Source organism: Stenotrophomonas sp. 10L48, assembly GCF_056395105.1.
Window position 1 is genome coordinate 148,556 of sequence record NZ_JBFTIX010000005.1, and the last position, 15,147, is coordinate 163,702.

Sequence of the window (15,147 nt, forward strand, 5' to 3'; positions counted from 1 at the left end):
ACTATGCCGCCCCGGGACCCCGACAGGATGCCAGTGAAAGCCGCAGGACGATGGATGACAGGATGTGTGATGGTGCTGCTGGCGCTGTGGGTGGCCGGTCTGCTGACCTACCAGATGCCCGGGCCAGGCTGGCTGGGCGTGACCGCGGCGATGCTGTGGCTGCTGGCCGCCGCCTGGGCGGCCTGGCAGGTGGCGCGCGGCCGTGGCACGCGCCGGTTGTGGGCGGCCTTTGCCGGCGCTCTGGCGCTGGCGGGGCTGTGGTGGCTGCTGCTGACCCCACGCCAGGACCGCGACTGGGCCGATGACGTGGCGCAGCGCCTGCACGTGGAATCCTTCGATGGCCGCCACGTGGTGCTGGATAACGTGCGCGATTTCACCTGGCGCACCGAGACCGACTACGACGCGCGCTGGGTGCGCCGCAGCTACGACCTGGACCAGCTGCGTTCGGCCGACCTGGTGCTGTCGTACTGGATGGGCCCGGCGATCGCCCACACCCTGGTCTCGTTCGGATTCGAGGACGGGCGCCACCTGGTGTTCTCGCTGGAAATCCGCAAGGAGCGTGGTGAATCGTTCTCGGCACTGGGCGGCTTCTTCCGCAAGTTCGAGATGACGCTGGTCGCGTCCGAAGAAACCGACATCATCCGCACGCGCACCAACGCGCGCGGCGAGGATGTCTACCTGTACCGCCTGCACGGCATGGACCGCAACCAGCTCAAGACCCTGTTTGCTGCCTACATCGACCAAGCACGCCAGCTTGATGCCACGCCCGGCTTCTACAACACGCTGACCAGCAACTGCACCACGATTGTCTTCGACCTGGCGCGGCATATCGCCCCGCGCCTGCCGCTGGACTACCGGTTGCTGGCCTCGGGCTACCTGGCCGAGTACGCGCAGGAGGTGGGCGCGCTCACGCCTGGCGTGCCGTACGCCGAACTGCATGCCAAGGGCCGCATCACCGAGCGCGCGCTGAAGATGGCACCCGACGATGACTTCTCCACCGTGATCCGCCAGGGCATCCCTGGCACCGAGCAGGACCCGCAGCAATGACCCCGATGATCCTGTTCCGCTGGCAGCGCGCGCTGCCGGCGTTGTTGGCTGCTTTCCTGCTGCTGGGCGGCAGCGGCTGCGCGATGGTCACCGTCAAGCAGGTGGCGTCCAGCGATTACCTGGTCAACAAGCGCGCCGATGTGCTCAACACCGGCAAGCTCAGCCCCGCCTCGCGCGAGACACTGAGTGCGGCCGGGCTGGACGAATCACAGTGCGAGAAGGACTTCCTGGTCTGCCGCAGCACGCTGTTGATGACCGATGACCTCAACGTCGAGCAGCGGTTGTCGACGCTGTCCGAGCTGTGGGTGAAGGCCGCTCTGGCATTGACGTCGAAGAAGCAGGCGGCCAACGAACCGCCGATGAGCGATGCAGCGCTGGATGCATGGCTGGAGGCGGCGCGCTATGGCTATGCCTATCTGTTCTACAGCGGGCGCTCGCCCTCCGATCGCGCGTTCGAGGATCGGCAGACGCAGGTACGCGATTACTACAACTATGCTGCCGAGAAGGCCGCCGTGGTGTTGTTCGCGCGTGCCCGTGCCGCAGCATTGGCCGGCGAGGACTACACCAAGCCGGTGTCGGCGGGCAGCTGGACGCTGGCTTCCGATTTCCAGCGCCTTTCATTGAAGAGCATCCCCAAGCAGCTGGTGCCGGCCGGTACCGTCAGCTTCGTCGGCATGCGCAGCACCTATCGCCGCGATGGTTTCGGCGCCGAGCTGGTGATGGTGATGGACCCGCCGAAGCTGGTGGTGCCTGCCGTCGCCGCGGAAGGGGCCAAGGCCGAAACGGCACAGGCGCAGGCCACCAAGGACGAGCAGGAGGAGGGCGTCCGCCGCGGACGCCGCCACCAGCACGATGATTCGGTGCCCGAGTACAGCGAGATGTCCTCGATCAACGTTACGGCATTGCTGCGTTTTGAAGGCAACACGCTGGAAGACGTGATGCGCACCCGCCAGGTGCTGCTGGATGGCTATTCGCCCGAGGCCACCGAGCGCATCACCCTGCATGGCGAAGAGGTGCCGCTGGCGGGCAACTTCACCGCCGCCTACGGTCTGTGGCTGGCGCAGAGCGGATTCGCCACGCAGTCGCTGCGTACCCTGTTCGGCATGAGCGAGGGCATCGGCGAGCCGCACATCTACCTGATGCAGCCATGGGATCCGAACCGCCGCATCATCTTCATGCTGCATGGCCTGGGCAGCAGCCCGGAAGCGTGGGTGAACCTGGCCAACGAGATCATGGGTGACCCCGAACTGCGCCAGCAGTTCCAGGTGTGGCAGGTGTACTACCCGACCAATGCGCCGATCGCGCTGAACCGCTACGAGATCGCCAACGCATTCAACGACACGTTGCAGCACTTCGACCCCAACGGCAGCACGCGCGCCTCGAAGGACATGGTCTACATCGGCCACAGCATGGGTGGCGTGCTGGCGCGCCTGCTGGTCAGCGATTCCGGCGATGTGCTGTGGAATGATCTGCTGGCCAACTACAACCTGAAGGGCGAACGCCTGAAGCGGGTGCAGTCCAAGCTGGGTCCGTTGCTGCACTTCAAGGCCGAACCGAACGTGGAGCGTGCGATCTTCATCGCCGCCCCGCACCAGGGCACGGACATCGCCGGCAACAAGGTCGGCCGCCTGATCGGCCGCCTGGTGCGCCTGCCGCTGACCATCCTCGGCAAGTTCGAGGATGTGTTCCTGGCACTGGCACAGGCCGAGCAGCAGGCGGATGGCACGGCCAAGCCGAAGATTCCCAACAGCATCGACAACCTCAAGGCCAGCGACCCATTCGTGAAAGCCGCTGCGCAGCTGCCGATCACGCCGGGCCTGAAGTACCACTCCATCATCGCCCAGCGCAAACCGGAACTGCCGGTGGAGAAATCCGACGATGGGCTGGTGCCTTACTGGAGCTCGCACCTGCCGGGCGCGTTGTCGGAGAAGGTGATCATCTCCGGCCACAGCGTGCAGGAGACGCCGCAGGCAGTGCTGGAAGTGCGCCGCATCCTGCACCAGGACATCGATGAAGTGGGTACGGTGGCGAGGCCGTAACGGGACGCTCTCCGGGGCGTCTACACGCGACGTGCGATCACCGTGGCGAACACCGCCAGGCCCAGGGTGATGGCCAGGCACAGGATGTAACCGGTATGCGGGGCGCTTTCCACGAACAGTGCGAACAGCGCGCCGGATACCGCCAGTGCGGTGGTCACCGACAGTGCTTCGCTCAACTGCAGGGCCGAGGTGTTCGCACCCTGTTCGTGTGGTGGTGACAGTGACAGCGTCAGCACCGAAAGGCTGGCGTAGATCATGCCCATGCCGAAGCCGGTCAGTGTCCAGCCGACCAGGGCGACCGGCAGTGGCACCGCAGTGAACAGCACCGCCAGCGTCGCGGCGATGCCCACGGTCATCAGCGGTGTGCCCACGCGCAGCAGTTGCTGCCGCGACCAGCCGCGCTGCTGGTGACCCTGCAGCCACGAGCCGGTGAACCAGCCCAGCGCGCCCAGGCTCAGCACGGCACCGGCCCAGCTGGGTGACAGCCCACGCTCGCGCTGCAGCAGCAGGGGCAGGTAGGCCTCGCAGGCGAAGAACGCGGCAGCGGCCACACCACGCAATGCGATCACACTGGGCAGGCCACGGCGCAGGCGCAGGGTGCCGGCGGGCAACAGGCGATGCACGCAGAACAGCAGCGCCAGCATCGCCACGCCGATGCACAGCAGTGCCGGTACGCCCTGTTGTTGCCCGCCCAGATACAGCAGCAGGGCAGCCAGGGAGGCGCCGCTGGCCCAGCGCACGATGTTGCCGCGGCCATCATCGGCAACATCCGTGGCTGCAGCCTGCATGCGCGCCAGCGCCGGTCGCAGCAGCAGGCCGGCCGGTATCGCCAGCAACGGCACCGCCAGGAACACCCAGCGCCAGCCAAGATGCTGCACGATCACACCGCTCAGCGCCGGGCCGATCATCGACGGAACCACCCAACCGGCAGAGAACGCGGCGAAGACCTTCGGCCGCAGATGCTCGGGATAGGTCCGGCCGACCATCACATACAGCGACACCGAAATGGCGCCTGCGCCCAGGCCCTGCAGCAGGCGTCCGGCCACCAGCATGCCCATGCGCAGGGCGAAGCCCGCCAGCAGCAGGCCGAGCACGAAGCAGGCCAGGCCCCACCATAGCGGGCGTGCGGGGCCGTGGCGGTCGGCCCAGCGGCCGGCCAGGGTCATGCCGATCACGCTGGTGGCCAAGGTGCCGCCGAAGGCCAACGCATACAGGCGCAGGCCGTCCAGGGCCTCGGCCACGGTCGGCATTGCTGCGGCCACCGCCAGTGCCTCGAAGGCATGCAGGGAGACCAGGGCGACCATGCCCAGGGTGGTGGCGCGGTAGCGCGCGGACAGGATGGAGGAATCGACCGGATCGGCCGTGGCAGCGGGGGAGGGCATCGGGTTCCTGCGGAGGCGGACGGGCCGCGCTTGTCATCTGGCGGCGATGGTAGCAGCATGCCACCTCAACCAAAGTTGAGGTCAATCGATGCTGGCACAGGACATGAGCGTCGGCGATGTCGCCCGTCGCAGCGGCGTGGCCGTCTCTGCGCTGCATTTTTACGAGCGCAAGGGATTGATCAGCAGCCTGCGCACGTCGGGTAACCAGCGCCGCTACGCCCGCGACGTGCTGCGCCGGCTGGCGGTGATCCGCGTGGCGCAACGCGTGGGCATGCCGCTGGAAGCGGTGGCACGTGCGTTCGAGAGCCTGCCGCAGGGGCGGGCGCCGACCAAGGCCGACTGGGCCAAGCTGTCGGCACGCTGGCAGGTGGAACTGGAGGAACGCATCCACATGCTGCAGCTGCTCCGCGACGAGCTGACCGGCTGCATCGGCTGCGGTTGCCTGTCACTGAAGCGTTGCCGCCTGGCCAACCCGGATGACGTGCTCGGCGAGCGCGGCGACGGCCCGATGCGCTGGGGCTGACCGTGCTGGTGGGTGCCGACCCTGGTCGGCACGCTCGTTACCAGACGGTGATGGTTTCGCCGCTCTGGATGCCTTCCACCGCGCGCTGGAAGGCGAGCGCCGCGCGCTGTGCGGTCACCGCTTCGAAGCCGGGGAAGTAGGGGCCGTAGGCTTCCATCGATTCCACCAGCACGTTCGGGCTGACCACGTTGATGCGCAGCCCGCGCGGCAGCAGTTCCAGCGCCGCCGCCCGCACGAAACCTTCCAGCGCATGGTTGACGGCGGTGGCGTTGGCGCCATCGCGGATCGGCTGCGCGCTGACGATGCCGCTGGTCAGGGTGATCGAGCCGCCAGCGTTGAGATGGTGCTGCGCGGCCAGTGCAAGGCGTACCTGGCCGAGCAGCTTGTCCTGCAGGCCGACGTTGAACTGTTCGGGTGTCATCTGCTGCAACGGGCCGAAATGCAGCTTGCCGGTGGTGGATATCACCGCATCGACCGGGCCGGTCTGCGCGAACAGTTCGCGCACGCTGGCGTCGTCGGTGAGGTCCACGCGCAGGCTACCGCTGTGGCGGCCGGCAGCGAGGATGTCGTGCTGCTGGCCCAGGTGGCGGGCGACCGCCTGGCCGAGGGTGCCGCTGGCACCGACGAGAAGAATCTTCATGACAGCTCCTTGCGAGAGGGGATGGATGCAGTCTGCGCTGTCACCGGTTGGTTTGGTAAGTGGCTTATGATTCGCATATTCCTAACCATGGATTTGCAATGGATACCTTGCGCTGCATGCAGGCCTTCGTCGCCGTGGCCGAGCACGGTAGTTTTTCCGCTGCCGCCAGCCACCTGCAGGTGTCGGCGGTGATGGTCGGCAAGTACATCCAGCAGCTGGAAGCGCACCTGGGCACCGCGCTGCTGCAGCGGAACACCCGTCGCCAACGCCTGACCGAAGCCGGCACTGCCTACCTGGCCGGTTGCCGGCAGGTGCTGGAACAGGTGCAGCAGGCCGAGGCGGACGTGGCCGGGCTGCAGGTGCAGCCACGCGGGCTGTTGCGGGTCAGTGCGCCGACCACCTGGGGCAGCTGCGTGCTGGCTCCCGTGTTGAGCGATCTGCTGCGGGCACAGCCGCTGCTGAACATCGAGCTGGACCTGAGCAATCGCCGCATCGACCTGATCGAGGATGGCTTCGATGCAGCCATCCGCGTCGGTCCGCTGCCGTCGCAGGAACTGGTGGCGCGGCCGCTGCCGCCGTATGCGATGAGTCTGTGTGCATCACCGTCGTACCTGCGCCGCCGTGGTACGCCGCGCACGCCCGCCGATCTTGAAGGACATGATTGCCTGAGCCACCTGGCCTGGCGCGGCGGTCACGGTTGGCAGCTGGCCAATGGCGAACAGGTCGATTGGGAAGCGCGGTTGACCAGCAATGACGGTTACGCGCTCCGCGAAGCAGCCGTGGCGGGCGCAGGCCTGGTGCTGCAGCCGACCGCGCTGCTTGCCGGTGAAATCGCAGCGGGACGATTGAAGCCACTGCTGCGCGACTATCTGCCCGAGCCACGGCCGATGCACCTGATCTACCTGCCCGACCGTCGCCCCCGACCGCGGCTGCAGTGTTTCGTTGATTTCGTCATGGCCAGGCTGGGCACGTAGATCCACGCATGCGTGGATGGCGGTGGGTGCCGACCGTTGGTCGGCACACTTGTTTCAATCATTGGCGGCAGACAGTTCCTGCCCACGCACCTGCGCGGCACGCAGTGCCTTTTCCACCAACGCTTCAAACCCACCTGCCTGGAAGCTTTCGATCGCCGCCTGGGTTGTGCCGTTGGGTGAGGTCACCCGGCGCCGCAGTTCGGCTGGGCTTTCACCGGCTTCGTCCAGCATGCGCGAGGCGCCCAGCAGTGTCTGCACCACCAGCGTGCGCGCCGCTTCTGCAGGCAGGCCTTGTGCGATGCCGGCCGCTTCCATTGCTTCGGCCAGCAGGAACACATAGGCCGGGCCACTGCCGGATACGGCGGTGACCGAATCCATCTGCGCTTCGTCGTCGATCCACACCGTGCGTCCCGCGCTGGCCAGCACGCGTTCGGCCTGCGCATGCTGCTGCGCATCCACCGCTGGCGTGGCATACAGGCCGGTGACCCCGGCGCCGAGCAGGGCCGGGGTGTTGGGCATCGCGCGCACCACCGGCAGCGTGCCACCCAACCAGCGCTGCAGCTGCGGGCTGGTGATGCCGGCGGCGATCGAGATCACCAACGGCTCCTGTGTCTGCGCCAACACCTGCAGTGACTGGCAGACCTCGCGCAGCACCTGCGGTTTCACCGCCAGCAGCCACGTGTTGCCCTGCGCCGCCGCAGCGGCCGCGTTGTCGTGGGTCTGCACGCCAAAATCGGCAGCCAGCTTTTCGCGCAGTTCGGCCACCGGTTCGGCCACGTGGATGTGCGCGGCCGGCACGCCCTGCCGGATCAGGCCGGCAATCAGGCTGCGGGCCATGTTGCCGCCGCCGATGAAGGTGATGGAATCAGCTGCCATGGGAATCTCCTTGGAATCAGGCCGGGCGCGGACGCGCGCCGAACAGGGCGGTACCGATGCGCACCAGGGTGGCACCTTCGGCGATCGCTTCAGCGTAGTCGCTGCTCATGCCCATCGACAGGGTGTCCACCTGGGCATGAGCGGCAGCCAGCGCCTCGAAAAGTGTGCGCATGCGCACGAACGCGTCGCGCCGGCGCTCGGCGTCGGGCCACGGCGCAGGAATCGCCATCAGGCCGCGCAGGCGCAGGTTCGGCTCGGCGGCGATGGTTGCCGCCAGCGCGTCCACGTCGTCCGGCGCGCAGCCGTGCTTGCTCGACTCGTCATCGATGTTGACCTGGATGAGTACGTTCAGCGGGCCGCGTTCAGCGGGGCGGTAGCGGGCCAGCGCGGCGACCAGCTTGGGCCGGTCCACGCTCTGCACCCAGTCGAAGTGCGTGGCCACCGGTTCGGCCTTGTTCGACTGCAGGTGGCCGATCAGGTGCCATTCCAGGCCCAGCGGCTGCAGTTCCTGCATCTTGGCCAGCGCTTCCTGCACGTAGTTTTCGCCGAACGCGGTCTGGCCCTGCGCGGCAAGCGCAGCCACGGCCTCGGCCGGCTGGGTCTTGGACACCGCCAGCAGGCGCGGCGGTGGCCGCCCGGCGGCAGCGGCGGCGTTGTGCAGGTTGCTCAGGATCTGGGGCAGGGGAGTGGCCACGTAACGCGTTCCGTTCAATCAGGAGGCTATACTGCCGCCCGGGGAAAGATCCTTCCAGTCGAAGCCGTTATTGGGGAGTAGCCGCTCATGGATATCGCCGAGCTGTTGGCGTTTTCCGTAAAGAACAAAGCGTCCGACCTGCATCTGTCCGCAGGTCTGCCGCCGATGATCCGCGTGGACGGTGATGTTCGCCGGATCAACATTCCAGCCCTGGACCACAAGCAGGTCCACGCGCTGGTGTACGACATCATGTCCGACAAGCAGCGCCGCGATTACGAGGAATTCCTCGAAGTCGATTTCTCCTTCGAGATCCCGTCGCTGGCGCGCTTCCGTGTCAATGCGTTCAACCAGAACCGTGGCGCCGGTGCGGTGTTCCGTACCATTCCGTCCGAAGTGCTGACCCTGGAAGACCTGGCCTGCCCGCCGCTGTTCCGCGAGGTGATCCAGCAGCCGCAGGGCCTGATCCTGGTGACCGGCCCGACCGGTTCGGGCAAGTCGACCACGCTGGCGGCGATGATCGACTACATCAACAAGAACGAATACGGCCATATCCTCACCGTCGAGGATCCGATCGAATTCGTGCACACCTCGCAGAAGTGCCTGATCAACCAGCGCGAAGTGCACCGCGATACGCACGGCTTCAACGAAGCGCTGCGTTCGGCACTGCGTGAGGACCCGGACATCATCCTGGTCGGCGAACTGCGTGACCTGGAAACCATCCGCCTGGCGCTGACCGCCGCGGAAACCGGCCACCTGGTGTTCGGCACCCTGCACACCAGTTCGGCGGCCAAGACCATCGACCGCATCATCGACGTGTTCCCGGCCGGCGAGAAGCCGATGGTGCGCTCGATGCTGTCCGAATCGCTGCGCGCGGTCATTTCGCAGGCGCTGCTGAAGAAGGTCGGTGGCGGTCGTACCGCTGCGTGGGAAATCATGGTGGGTACCCCGGCCATCCGCAACCTGATCCGCGAGGACAAGGTGGCGCAGATGTATTCGGCCATCCAGACCGGCCAGCAGTACGGCATGATGACCCTGGACCAGCACCTGCAGGACCTGGTCAAGCGCAGCCTGATCACCCGCAACCAGGCCCGCGAATACGCCAAGGACAAGCGTCTGTTCGAGTAAGGCGAGGCAATGGCGGGGCAGGGCGCGCGAATACGTCGCCGGCCCCGCGCTGTTTCCTCCACCGACCGATTCCTGGTACATGCCCCATTGGGAGCCCGCCGTGAACACCACCGCGACCACCATCGATTTCACCTCGTTCCTCAAGCTGATGGCGCACCAGCGCGCCTCGGACCTGTTCATCACTGCCGGCATGCCGCCGGCGATCAAGGTCAACGGCAAGATTTCGCCGATCACCCAGACGCCACTGACGCCGCAGCAGAGCCGCGACCTGGTGCTGAACGTGATGACGCCGGCGCAGCGCGAGGAATTCGAAAAGACCCACGAATGCAACTTCGCCATCGGCCTGTCCGGCGTCGGCCGCTTCCGCGTGAGCTGCTTCTACCAGCGCAACCAGGTCGGCATGGTGCTGCGTCGCATCGAGACGCGCATTCCCACCGTGGAAGAGCTGAGCCTGCCGCCGATCATCAAGACGCTGGCGATGACCAAGCGCGGCATCATCCTGTTCGTCGGCGCTACCGGTACCGGTAAATCAACCTCGCTGGCAGCGATGATCGGTTACCGCAACCAGAATTCGACCGGGCACATCATCACCATCGAAGATCCGATCGAATTCGTGCACAAGCACGAGGGCTGCATCATCACCCAGCGCGAAGTCGGCATCGATACCGACAGCTGGGAAGCCGCGCTGAAGAACACCCTGCGCCAGGCGCCGGATGTGATCATGATCGGCGAGGTGCGTACCCGCGAGGGCATGGACCACGCCATCGCCTTCGCTGAAACCGGTCACCTGGTGCTGTGCACGCTGCACGCCAACAACGCCAACCAGGCGATGGACCGCATCGTCAACTTCTTCCCGGAAGATCGCCGCAACCAGCTGTTGATGGATCTGTCACTGAACCTGAAGGGCGTGGTCGCGCAGCAGTTGATTCCTTCGCCGGATGGCCGCTCGCGCAAGGTGGCGATGGAGATCCTGCTGGGCACGCCGCTGGTGCAGGACTACATCCGCGACGGTGAGATCCACAAGCTGAAGGAGCTGATGAAGGAATCGGTCCAGCTGGGCATGAAGACCTTCGACCAGAGCCTGTTCGAGCTGTACCAGGCCGGTGAGATCAGCTACGAGGACGCACTGCGCTACGCCGATTCGCAGAACGAAGTGCGCCTGCGCATCAAGCTCAGCCAGGGCGGCGATGCCCGCACCCTGTCGCAGGGGTTGGATGGCGTGGAGATTTCAGAGGTCCGGTGAGGGCGCCGCCCGCCGCTGGCTGACTATCGTAAATGGGGTGCATATGGATATGCCGCGTGCTCGCAACGTCGTGCTCATCGATTACGAGAATGTGCAGCCTCCGTCTCTCAAGGAGTTGGTTGCCCCTGGTTTCACCGTGCTGATCTTCGTTGGCGCATCGCAATCGCGGATCAGCATGGATGTTGCCGAGGCAGTCCAGGCATTGGGTGGCAACGGACGCTATGTGCGTTGCAATGGTAGCGGGTCGAACGCGCTGGATTTCCATATCGCCTTTTACATCGGCGAGATGGCTGCGGTCGATCCCAGCGCATTCTTCCAGATCGTTTCGAGGGACACCGGCTTCGATCCACTGGTGGCGCACCTGCAATCGCGGCGTCTCAACGTCCTGCGGTGCGCATCCGTTGCCGATCTGCCAATGCTCCGTGGCACGCAGCAGGCTCCGGCCAAGCCACCGACGCCGGTCGTATCGAAGGCCAAGCCGCCAGCGTTGAGTGTCGACGCGCGCCTGCAACGCGTACATGCAGTGTTGGTGAAGCAGGGCAAGGCGCGGCCGGCTTCAATGAAGTCGCTCACCTGCGCGATCAACAGCCTGTTTCAGAAGGCACTTCCCGCAAAGGATGTCACTGCGCTCATCCAGCAACTGCAGCAGAAGAAATGGATCACACTGGAGGGCAGCAAAGTACGTTATCAGCTGCCGTCCAAGGTAGCGTAGGTAACTCGTCCACCGGATGCAGAATTGGTGCGGGCGGCAGGACGGCATTCATGAAATCCAGTCATGACCGACTGCCATCCAGGTCGTTCAATCCGCTGCCCCTGCAGGCGTATCGTCATCGCTCCCCTACTGGAGCACGACGATGCAGACACGTGAACTCGGCCGCAGCGGCCTGAAAGTCTCCGCCCTGGGCCTGGGCTGCATGGGCCTGAGCCACGGCTACGGTCCCGCCGTCGAGCAGAGCCAGGGCATCGCCCTGCTGCACGCCGCGGTCGAGCGCGGCGTGACCTTCTTCGACACCGCCGAAGTCTACGGACCGTATACCAACGAAGACCTGCTCGGCAGGGCGCTGGCACCGCACCGCGACAAGCTGGTGATCGCTACCAAGTTCGGCTTCAAGGACGCACAGGTCGACACCGGCCTGGACAGTCGTCCGCAGAACATCCGTGCGGTGGCCGAAGCCAGCCTCAAGCGCCTGCGCACCGACTACATCGACCTGTTCTACCAGCACCGCGTGGATCCGAACGTGCCGATCGAGGATGTGGCCGGCACCGTGCGTGACCTGATCGCCGAGGGCAAGGTGCGCCACTTCGGCTTGTCCGAAGCCAGCGCCGCCACGGTGCGTCGCGCGCATGCCGTGCAACCGGTGGCCGCAGTGCAGAGTGAGTACTCGCTGTGGTGGCGCGAACCGGAACGCGAACTGCTGCCGGCGCTGCAGGAACTCGGCATCGGCTTCGTGCCGTTCAGCCCGCTCGGTCGCGGCTTCCTGACTGGCGCGATCAACGCCGACACCACCTTCGCCGACAACGATTTCCGCAACACCGTGCCACGCTTCGAAGTGGAAGCGCGTCGCGCCAATCAAGCGCTGGTTGACCGCATCACCACGATCGCGGCGGCGCGGGGCGCCACCCCGGCACAGGTCGCGCTGGCCTGGCTGCTGGCGCGGGCACCGTGGATCGTGCCGATTCCGGGGACGACCAGGATCCATCGCCTGGAAGAGAACCTTGCCGCCGCCGACCTGCAGCTGTCTCCCGCCGAGCTGGAGCGCATCGCGCAGACGCTGCAGGAGATCGCCATCGTCGGCGAGCGCTACAACGCGCAGCGCGCAGCGCAGGCCAAGGGCTGATCGCAGTGTGTGCGGACTTTCGTCCTGTGCTGGGTGTGGTCTTTCGATCTTTGGTGGGCGCGGACTTTCGATCTGTGGTGGGTGCGGACTCTCGTCCTGTGGTGGGTGCGGACCGTTGGTCCGCACGCCTCACCCCACCATCGGTCCGCGCAGCGCATCAAGCACCGTACGCATCGCCACGGTGACGTGCCGGCGTGACGGGTAATACGCGTAGTAGCCATCGAAGTGCGGGCACCAGTCATCCAGTGTTGATTGCAGGCGGCCTTCCAGCAGGGCCGCCTGCACCTGGTCTTCGGGCAGCCAGGCCAGTCCGCTGCCGGCCAGCGCCGCAGCCCGCGTCATGCCCATGGTGTTGAAGGTCCATTGGCCGGAGACGCGGATGCTCAGTTCGTGGCCATCCTGACCGAAATCCCACGGCATCAGGCCGCCATGGGTGGGCAGGCGCAGGGTGATGCAGTTGTGCGCGGCCAGATCGTGCGGATGCACCGGCGCCACGTGCTGGCGGAAGTACGACGGTGCCCCCACCACGCGCATGCGCAGCGGCGGACTGATCGGCAGCGCCACCATGTCGCGTGCCAGGCGCTCACCGAGACGGATGCCGATGTCGTAGCGCTCGGCGACGATGTCGGCCAGGCCGTAATCGGTGGTCAGCTCGACCTTCAGGTCCGGGTACTGCTGCAGCAGCGGCGCCAGCCTGGGCCAGGCCAGGTATTCGGCGGCGTGGCCGGTGGCGTTGATGCGGATGGTGCCTGCGGGGCGCTCGCGGTACTCGGCCAGCGCGGCCAGTTCGTCTTCGATCTCTGCCAGGCGCGGGGCCAGGGTTTCCAGCAGGCGGGCACCGGCCTCGGTGGTGGCGACGCTGCGGGTGGTGCGGGTCAACAGGCGCACGCCCAGTCGCTCTTCCAGCCCGCGCATGGCGTGGCTGAGGGCGGACTGGGAGACGCCCAGCTGGGCAGCGGCTTTGGTGAAGCTGCCTTCGCGGGCAACGTGGACGAAGGCTTGCAGGTCGTTGAGGTTTTCACGCGGCATGAGGGGATGATACGGCCGGGCTGCGCCCGGCGCCCGCGGTAGTGCCGGCCGCTGGCCGGCAACCGCAACAGCAACAGCTGGCTTCCTGCTGGGATGGCGGGGTGGGCCCGGTTACGGGGGACGCCGTGAATCCATCCATGGAGGCTTGGCCGCGGCATCCATGCCGCGGACACCCCCGCAACCGGACCCACCCCGCCTTCGACAGTTTTCCGCGATCTGTTGGAATTGCATGACTTGTTGTTGGTGGGGGTCGACCTTGGTCGACACGTAGATCCACGCCATGCGTGGATGCGCGTGACTGGTGGCGCCGGGCGCTGGTCGGTTAATGCGCTATGTCGATTTGTGGTTCCGTGGTTCGTCGATCGGGTACTTTCCAAAGAAAAGGGAGCAGCACATGAGCACCGACAGCAAACCCAAGGGCCCGGCGTCCTATTTTCCTTCCATCGAAAAGACCTACGGGCAGCCGGTGGCGCATTGGCTGGCGCTGCTGGCCAAACGGCCGGGGCTGAAGCACATGGAACTGGTCAGCTTCCTGAAATCCGAGCACGGGCTGGGCCATGGCCACGCAAACGCCCTGGTCGCCCACCACCTGGCCACCCAGCGCTGAGACAACCGCTCCACCGAGCGAAGCGACCCGCTTTTGCTCTTCTTTTCTCTTTACGTGGCTGGACGCGCACGGAACCTGTCCAAGGCCGGGTGGGGTGAGGCTGCGGGGGTGTCCGCGGCATGGGCCCGAGGCATGCCTCGGGCGGGTTGGGCAGGACGGGACGCCCAATCCCGGTCTTGCTGTGTGCGCAGGACAGCGCACACGAGCAAGACGCGGCCAAGTCCCCAGGGACGGATTCACGGCGTCCCCCGCAGCCTCACCCCGCCTGGCCAAGCCACTGAACTGCATTACGCCGCCCAGCCACGAGGGGCTGCGCCGTTCGCCGCAACTCCCAACTGAACGATTTCATCTGCAACTGTCATGCAGATCGTGTCTAATACCGCTCCCCACCCGTAGTGCCCCCACCTGTATGTCCCTCCAATCCCATGGCCCGGCGCCGTGCGACGACGCTGACGGCCACCTGGTCACCGCTGGCCCGCTGACCCCGCCGCCCGATGTTGCCGGCACCCCCGCCGATGAGAAGGCGCTGCGCCACTCGGTCGCCGAGGACGTGCAGGGCATGGTGCTGGCCATGCTCGTGGCCTCACTGGGCCTGGCCATCTTCGCCAAGGGCGGGCTGATGATCGGCGGCATGGCCGGCATGGCCTTCCTGCTGCACTATTCGATGGGCTGGAACTTCGGCCTGGTGTTCGTGCTGGTCAACCTGCCGTTCTACTGGGTGGCCGTGCGCCGCATGGGCTGGGAATTCACCCTGAAGACGTTCGCAGCGGTCACTGCCTGCGGCCTGCTCACCGACATCCTGCCGCGCTGGGCGGACTTTTCGCATATCGCGCCGCTGTACTCGGCGCTGGTCGGTGGCGCGCTGTCCGGCCTGGGCATCCTGTTCTTCATCCGCCATCGCGCCAGCCTCGGCGGCATCGGCATCCTGGCGGTGTACCTGCAGCGCACCCGCGGCTGGAGCGCCGGCAAAGTGCAGATGTCCTTCGATGCGTGCCTGATGGTGGCCGCGTTCTTCGTGCTGTCGCCGTCCAAAGTGATGTACTCGGCCATCGGTGCGGTGGTACTCAGCCTGGTGCTGATGTTCAACCACCGCCCGGGCCGCTACATGGGCGTCTGATTCCGCATTCGGC

Annotated in this window: 15 protein-coding genes; 10 read left to right on the top strand and 5 right to left on the bottom strand. The window is 66.2% G+C overall.

Going from position 1 to position 15,147, the window contains the following annotated elements; all coding sequences use genetic code 11:
* Positions 1-69: 69 nt before the first annotated feature.
* Positions 70-1,047 (top strand): Lnb N-terminal periplasmic domain-containing protein, encoded by a 978-nt coding sequence (locus tag AC1DCU_RS09950; RefSeq protein WP_032977312.1) that lies wholly within the window; start codon positions 70-72, stop codon positions 1,045-1,047.
* Positions 1,044-3,086, top strand: a complete 2,043-nt coding sequence (locus AC1DCU_RS09955) for an esterase/lipase family protein (RefSeq protein ID WP_032977310.1) — start codon at positions 1,044-1,046, stop codon at positions 3,084-3,086. The genes AC1DCU_RS09950 and AC1DCU_RS09955 overlap by 4 nt, the downstream gene beginning before the upstream one ends.
* 20 nt (positions 3,087-3,106) lie before the next feature.
* Here the strand turns inward: AC1DCU_RS09955 and AC1DCU_RS09960 are convergent, their stop codons facing one another.
* Positions 3,107-4,468 carry an MFS transporter gene (locus tag AC1DCU_RS09960; RefSeq protein ID WP_099783070.1) on the bottom strand — a complete coding sequence of 454 codons (1,362 nt, stop codon included), beginning with the start codon at positions 4,466-4,468 and terminating at the stop codon, positions 3,107-3,109.
* 88 nt (positions 4,469-4,556) lie between these two features.
* On the opposite strand from AC1DCU_RS09960, the gene soxR reads away from it, so the two are divergent.
* Positions 4,557-4,991 carry a redox-sensitive transcriptional activator SoxR gene (gene soxR, locus AC1DCU_RS09965; RefSeq protein WP_032951587.1) on the top strand — a complete coding sequence of 145 codons (435 nt, stop codon included), beginning with the start codon at positions 4,557-4,559 and terminating at the stop codon, positions 4,989-4,991.
* Between the two features lie 37 nt (positions 4,992-5,028).
* On the opposite strand, the gene AC1DCU_RS09970 is transcribed toward soxR, so the two are convergent.
* On the bottom strand, positions 5,029-5,631 hold the full coding sequence (locus AC1DCU_RS09970) for a short chain dehydrogenase (protein ID WP_025874043.1): 603 nt from the start codon (positions 5,629-5,631) through the stop codon (positions 5,029-5,031).
* 98 nt (positions 5,632-5,729) lie between these two features.
* Between AC1DCU_RS09970 and AC1DCU_RS09975 the strand changes: the two genes are divergently transcribed.
* Positions 5,730-6,605 carry a LysR family transcriptional regulator gene (locus tag AC1DCU_RS09975; protein WP_025874042.1) on the top strand — a complete coding sequence of 292 codons (876 nt, stop codon included), beginning with the start codon at positions 5,730-5,732 and terminating at the stop codon, positions 6,603-6,605.
* 54 nt (positions 6,606-6,659) lie between these two features.
* Here the strand turns inward: AC1DCU_RS09975 and proC are convergent, their stop codons facing one another.
* Both proC and AC1DCU_RS09985 read right to left on the bottom strand, forming a co-directional pair.
* Positions 6,660-7,481, bottom strand: coding sequence for a pyrroline-5-carboxylate reductase (proC, locus tag AC1DCU_RS09980; protein WP_442251282.1), 822 nt, complete (start codon positions 7,479-7,481; stop codon positions 6,660-6,662).
* A 16-nt stretch (positions 7,482-7,497) separates the two neighbouring features.
* Positions 7,498-8,175, bottom strand: coding sequence for a YggS family pyridoxal phosphate-dependent enzyme (locus AC1DCU_RS09985; RefSeq protein WP_032977304.1), 678 nt, complete (start codon positions 8,173-8,175; stop codon positions 7,498-7,500).
* Between the two features lie 87 nt (positions 8,176-8,262).
* Between AC1DCU_RS09985 and AC1DCU_RS09990 the strand changes: the two genes are divergently transcribed.
* From AC1DCU_RS09990 to AC1DCU_RS10005, 4 genes are all read left to right on the top strand, one after another.
* The gene (locus AC1DCU_RS09990) at positions 8,263-9,300 is read left to right on the top strand and encodes a type IV pilus twitching motility protein PilT (RefSeq protein ID WP_004147099.1); all 1,038 of its coding nucleotides are present in this window, start codon (positions 8,263-8,265) and stop codon (positions 9,298-9,300) included.
* A 79-nt stretch (positions 9,301-9,379) separates the two neighbouring features.
* Positions 9,380-10,543, top strand: a complete 1,164-nt coding sequence (locus AC1DCU_RS09995; protein WP_049467229.1) for a PilT/PilU family type 4a pilus ATPase — start codon at positions 9,380-9,382, stop codon at positions 10,541-10,543.
* Between the two features lie 43 nt (positions 10,544-10,586).
* Positions 10,587-11,255 carry a PIN domain-containing protein gene (locus tag AC1DCU_RS10000; RefSeq protein ID WP_152543319.1) on the top strand — a complete coding sequence of 223 codons (669 nt, stop codon included), beginning with the start codon at positions 10,587-10,589 and terminating at the stop codon, positions 11,253-11,255.
* Positions 11,256-11,397: 142 nt separating this feature from the next.
* A complete protein-coding gene (locus AC1DCU_RS10005; RefSeq protein WP_263929774.1) occupies positions 11,398-12,381 on the top strand; it encodes an aldo/keto reductase in 984 nt (327 codons plus the stop codon).
* A gap of 129 nt (positions 12,382-12,510) precedes the next feature.
* Here AC1DCU_RS10005 and AC1DCU_RS10010 read toward each other — a convergent pair whose 3' ends face one another.
* Positions 12,511-13,410: a LysR family transcriptional regulator gene (locus AC1DCU_RS10010; RefSeq protein WP_025874037.1), complete on the bottom strand. Its 900-nt coding sequence runs from the start codon at positions 13,408-13,410 to the stop codon at positions 12,511-12,513.
* A gap of 394 nt (positions 13,411-13,804) precedes the next feature.
* On the opposite strand from AC1DCU_RS10010, the gene AC1DCU_RS10015 reads away from it, so the two are divergent.
* Both AC1DCU_RS10015 and AC1DCU_RS10020 read left to right on the top strand, forming a co-directional pair.
* A complete protein-coding gene (locus tag AC1DCU_RS10015; protein ID WP_032977298.1) occupies positions 13,805-14,017 on the top strand; it encodes a DUF4287 domain-containing protein in 213 nt (70 codons plus the stop codon).
* Between the two features lie 409 nt (positions 14,018-14,426).
* The gene (locus tag AC1DCU_RS10020) at positions 14,427-15,134 is read left to right on the top strand and encodes a YitT family protein (protein ID WP_025874035.1); all 708 of its coding nucleotides are present in this window, start codon (positions 14,427-14,429) and stop codon (positions 15,132-15,134) included.
* The last annotated feature ends 13 nt before the right edge of the window (positions 15,135-15,147 follow it).

What these genes read in the sequence shown, in the direction of transcription:
- AC1DCU_RS09950 (WP_032977312.1), top strand. Translation starts at nt 70, where the DNA reads ATGGTGCTGCTGGCGCTGTGGGTGGCCGGTCTGCTGACCTACCAGATG.
- AC1DCU_RS09955 (WP_032977310.1), top strand. Translation starts at nt 1,044, where the DNA reads ATGACCCCGATGATCCTGTTCCGCTGGCAGCGCGCGCTGCCGGCGTTG.
- AC1DCU_RS09960 (WP_099783070.1), bottom strand. Translation starts at nt 4,468, where the DNA reads ATGCCCTCCCCCGCTGCCACGGCCGATCCGGTCGATTCCTCCATCCTG.
- soxR (WP_032951587.1), top strand. Translation starts at nt 4,557, where the DNA reads ATGCTGGCACAGGACATGAGCGTCGGCGATGTCGCCCGTCGCAGCGGC.
- AC1DCU_RS09970 (WP_025874043.1), bottom strand. Translation starts at nt 5,631, where the DNA reads ATGAAGATTCTTCTCGTCGGTGCCAGCGGCACCCTCGGCCAGGCGGTC.
- AC1DCU_RS09975 (WP_025874042.1), top strand. Translation starts at nt 5,730, where the DNA reads ATGGATACCTTGCGCTGCATGCAGGCCTTCGTCGCCGTGGCCGAGCAC.
- proC (WP_442251282.1), bottom strand. Translation starts at nt 7,481, where the DNA reads ATGGCAGCTGATTCCATCACCTTCATCGGCGGCGGCAACATGGCCCGC.
- AC1DCU_RS09990 (WP_004147099.1), top strand. Translation starts at nt 8,263, where the DNA reads ATGGATATCGCCGAGCTGTTGGCGTTTTCCGTAAAGAACAAAGCGTCC.
- AC1DCU_RS09995 (WP_049467229.1), top strand. Translation starts at nt 9,380, where the DNA reads ATGCCCCATTGGGAGCCCGCCGTGAACACCACCGCGACCACCATCGAT.
- AC1DCU_RS10000 (WP_152543319.1), top strand. Translation starts at nt 10,587, where the DNA reads ATGGATATGCCGCGTGCTCGCAACGTCGTGCTCATCGATTACGAGAAT.
- AC1DCU_RS10005 (WP_263929774.1), top strand. Translation starts at nt 11,398, where the DNA reads ATGCAGACACGTGAACTCGGCCGCAGCGGCCTGAAAGTCTCCGCCCTG.
- AC1DCU_RS10010 (WP_025874037.1), bottom strand. Translation starts at nt 13,410, where the DNA reads ATGCCGCGTGAAAACCTCAACGACCTGCAAGCCTTCGTCCACGTTGCC.
- AC1DCU_RS10015 (WP_032977298.1), top strand. Translation starts at nt 13,805, where the DNA reads ATGAGCACCGACAGCAAACCCAAGGGCCCGGCGTCCTATTTTCCTTCC.
- AC1DCU_RS10020 (WP_025874035.1), top strand. Translation starts at nt 14,427, where the DNA reads ATGTCCCTCCAATCCCATGGCCCGGCGCCGTGCGACGACGCTGACGGC.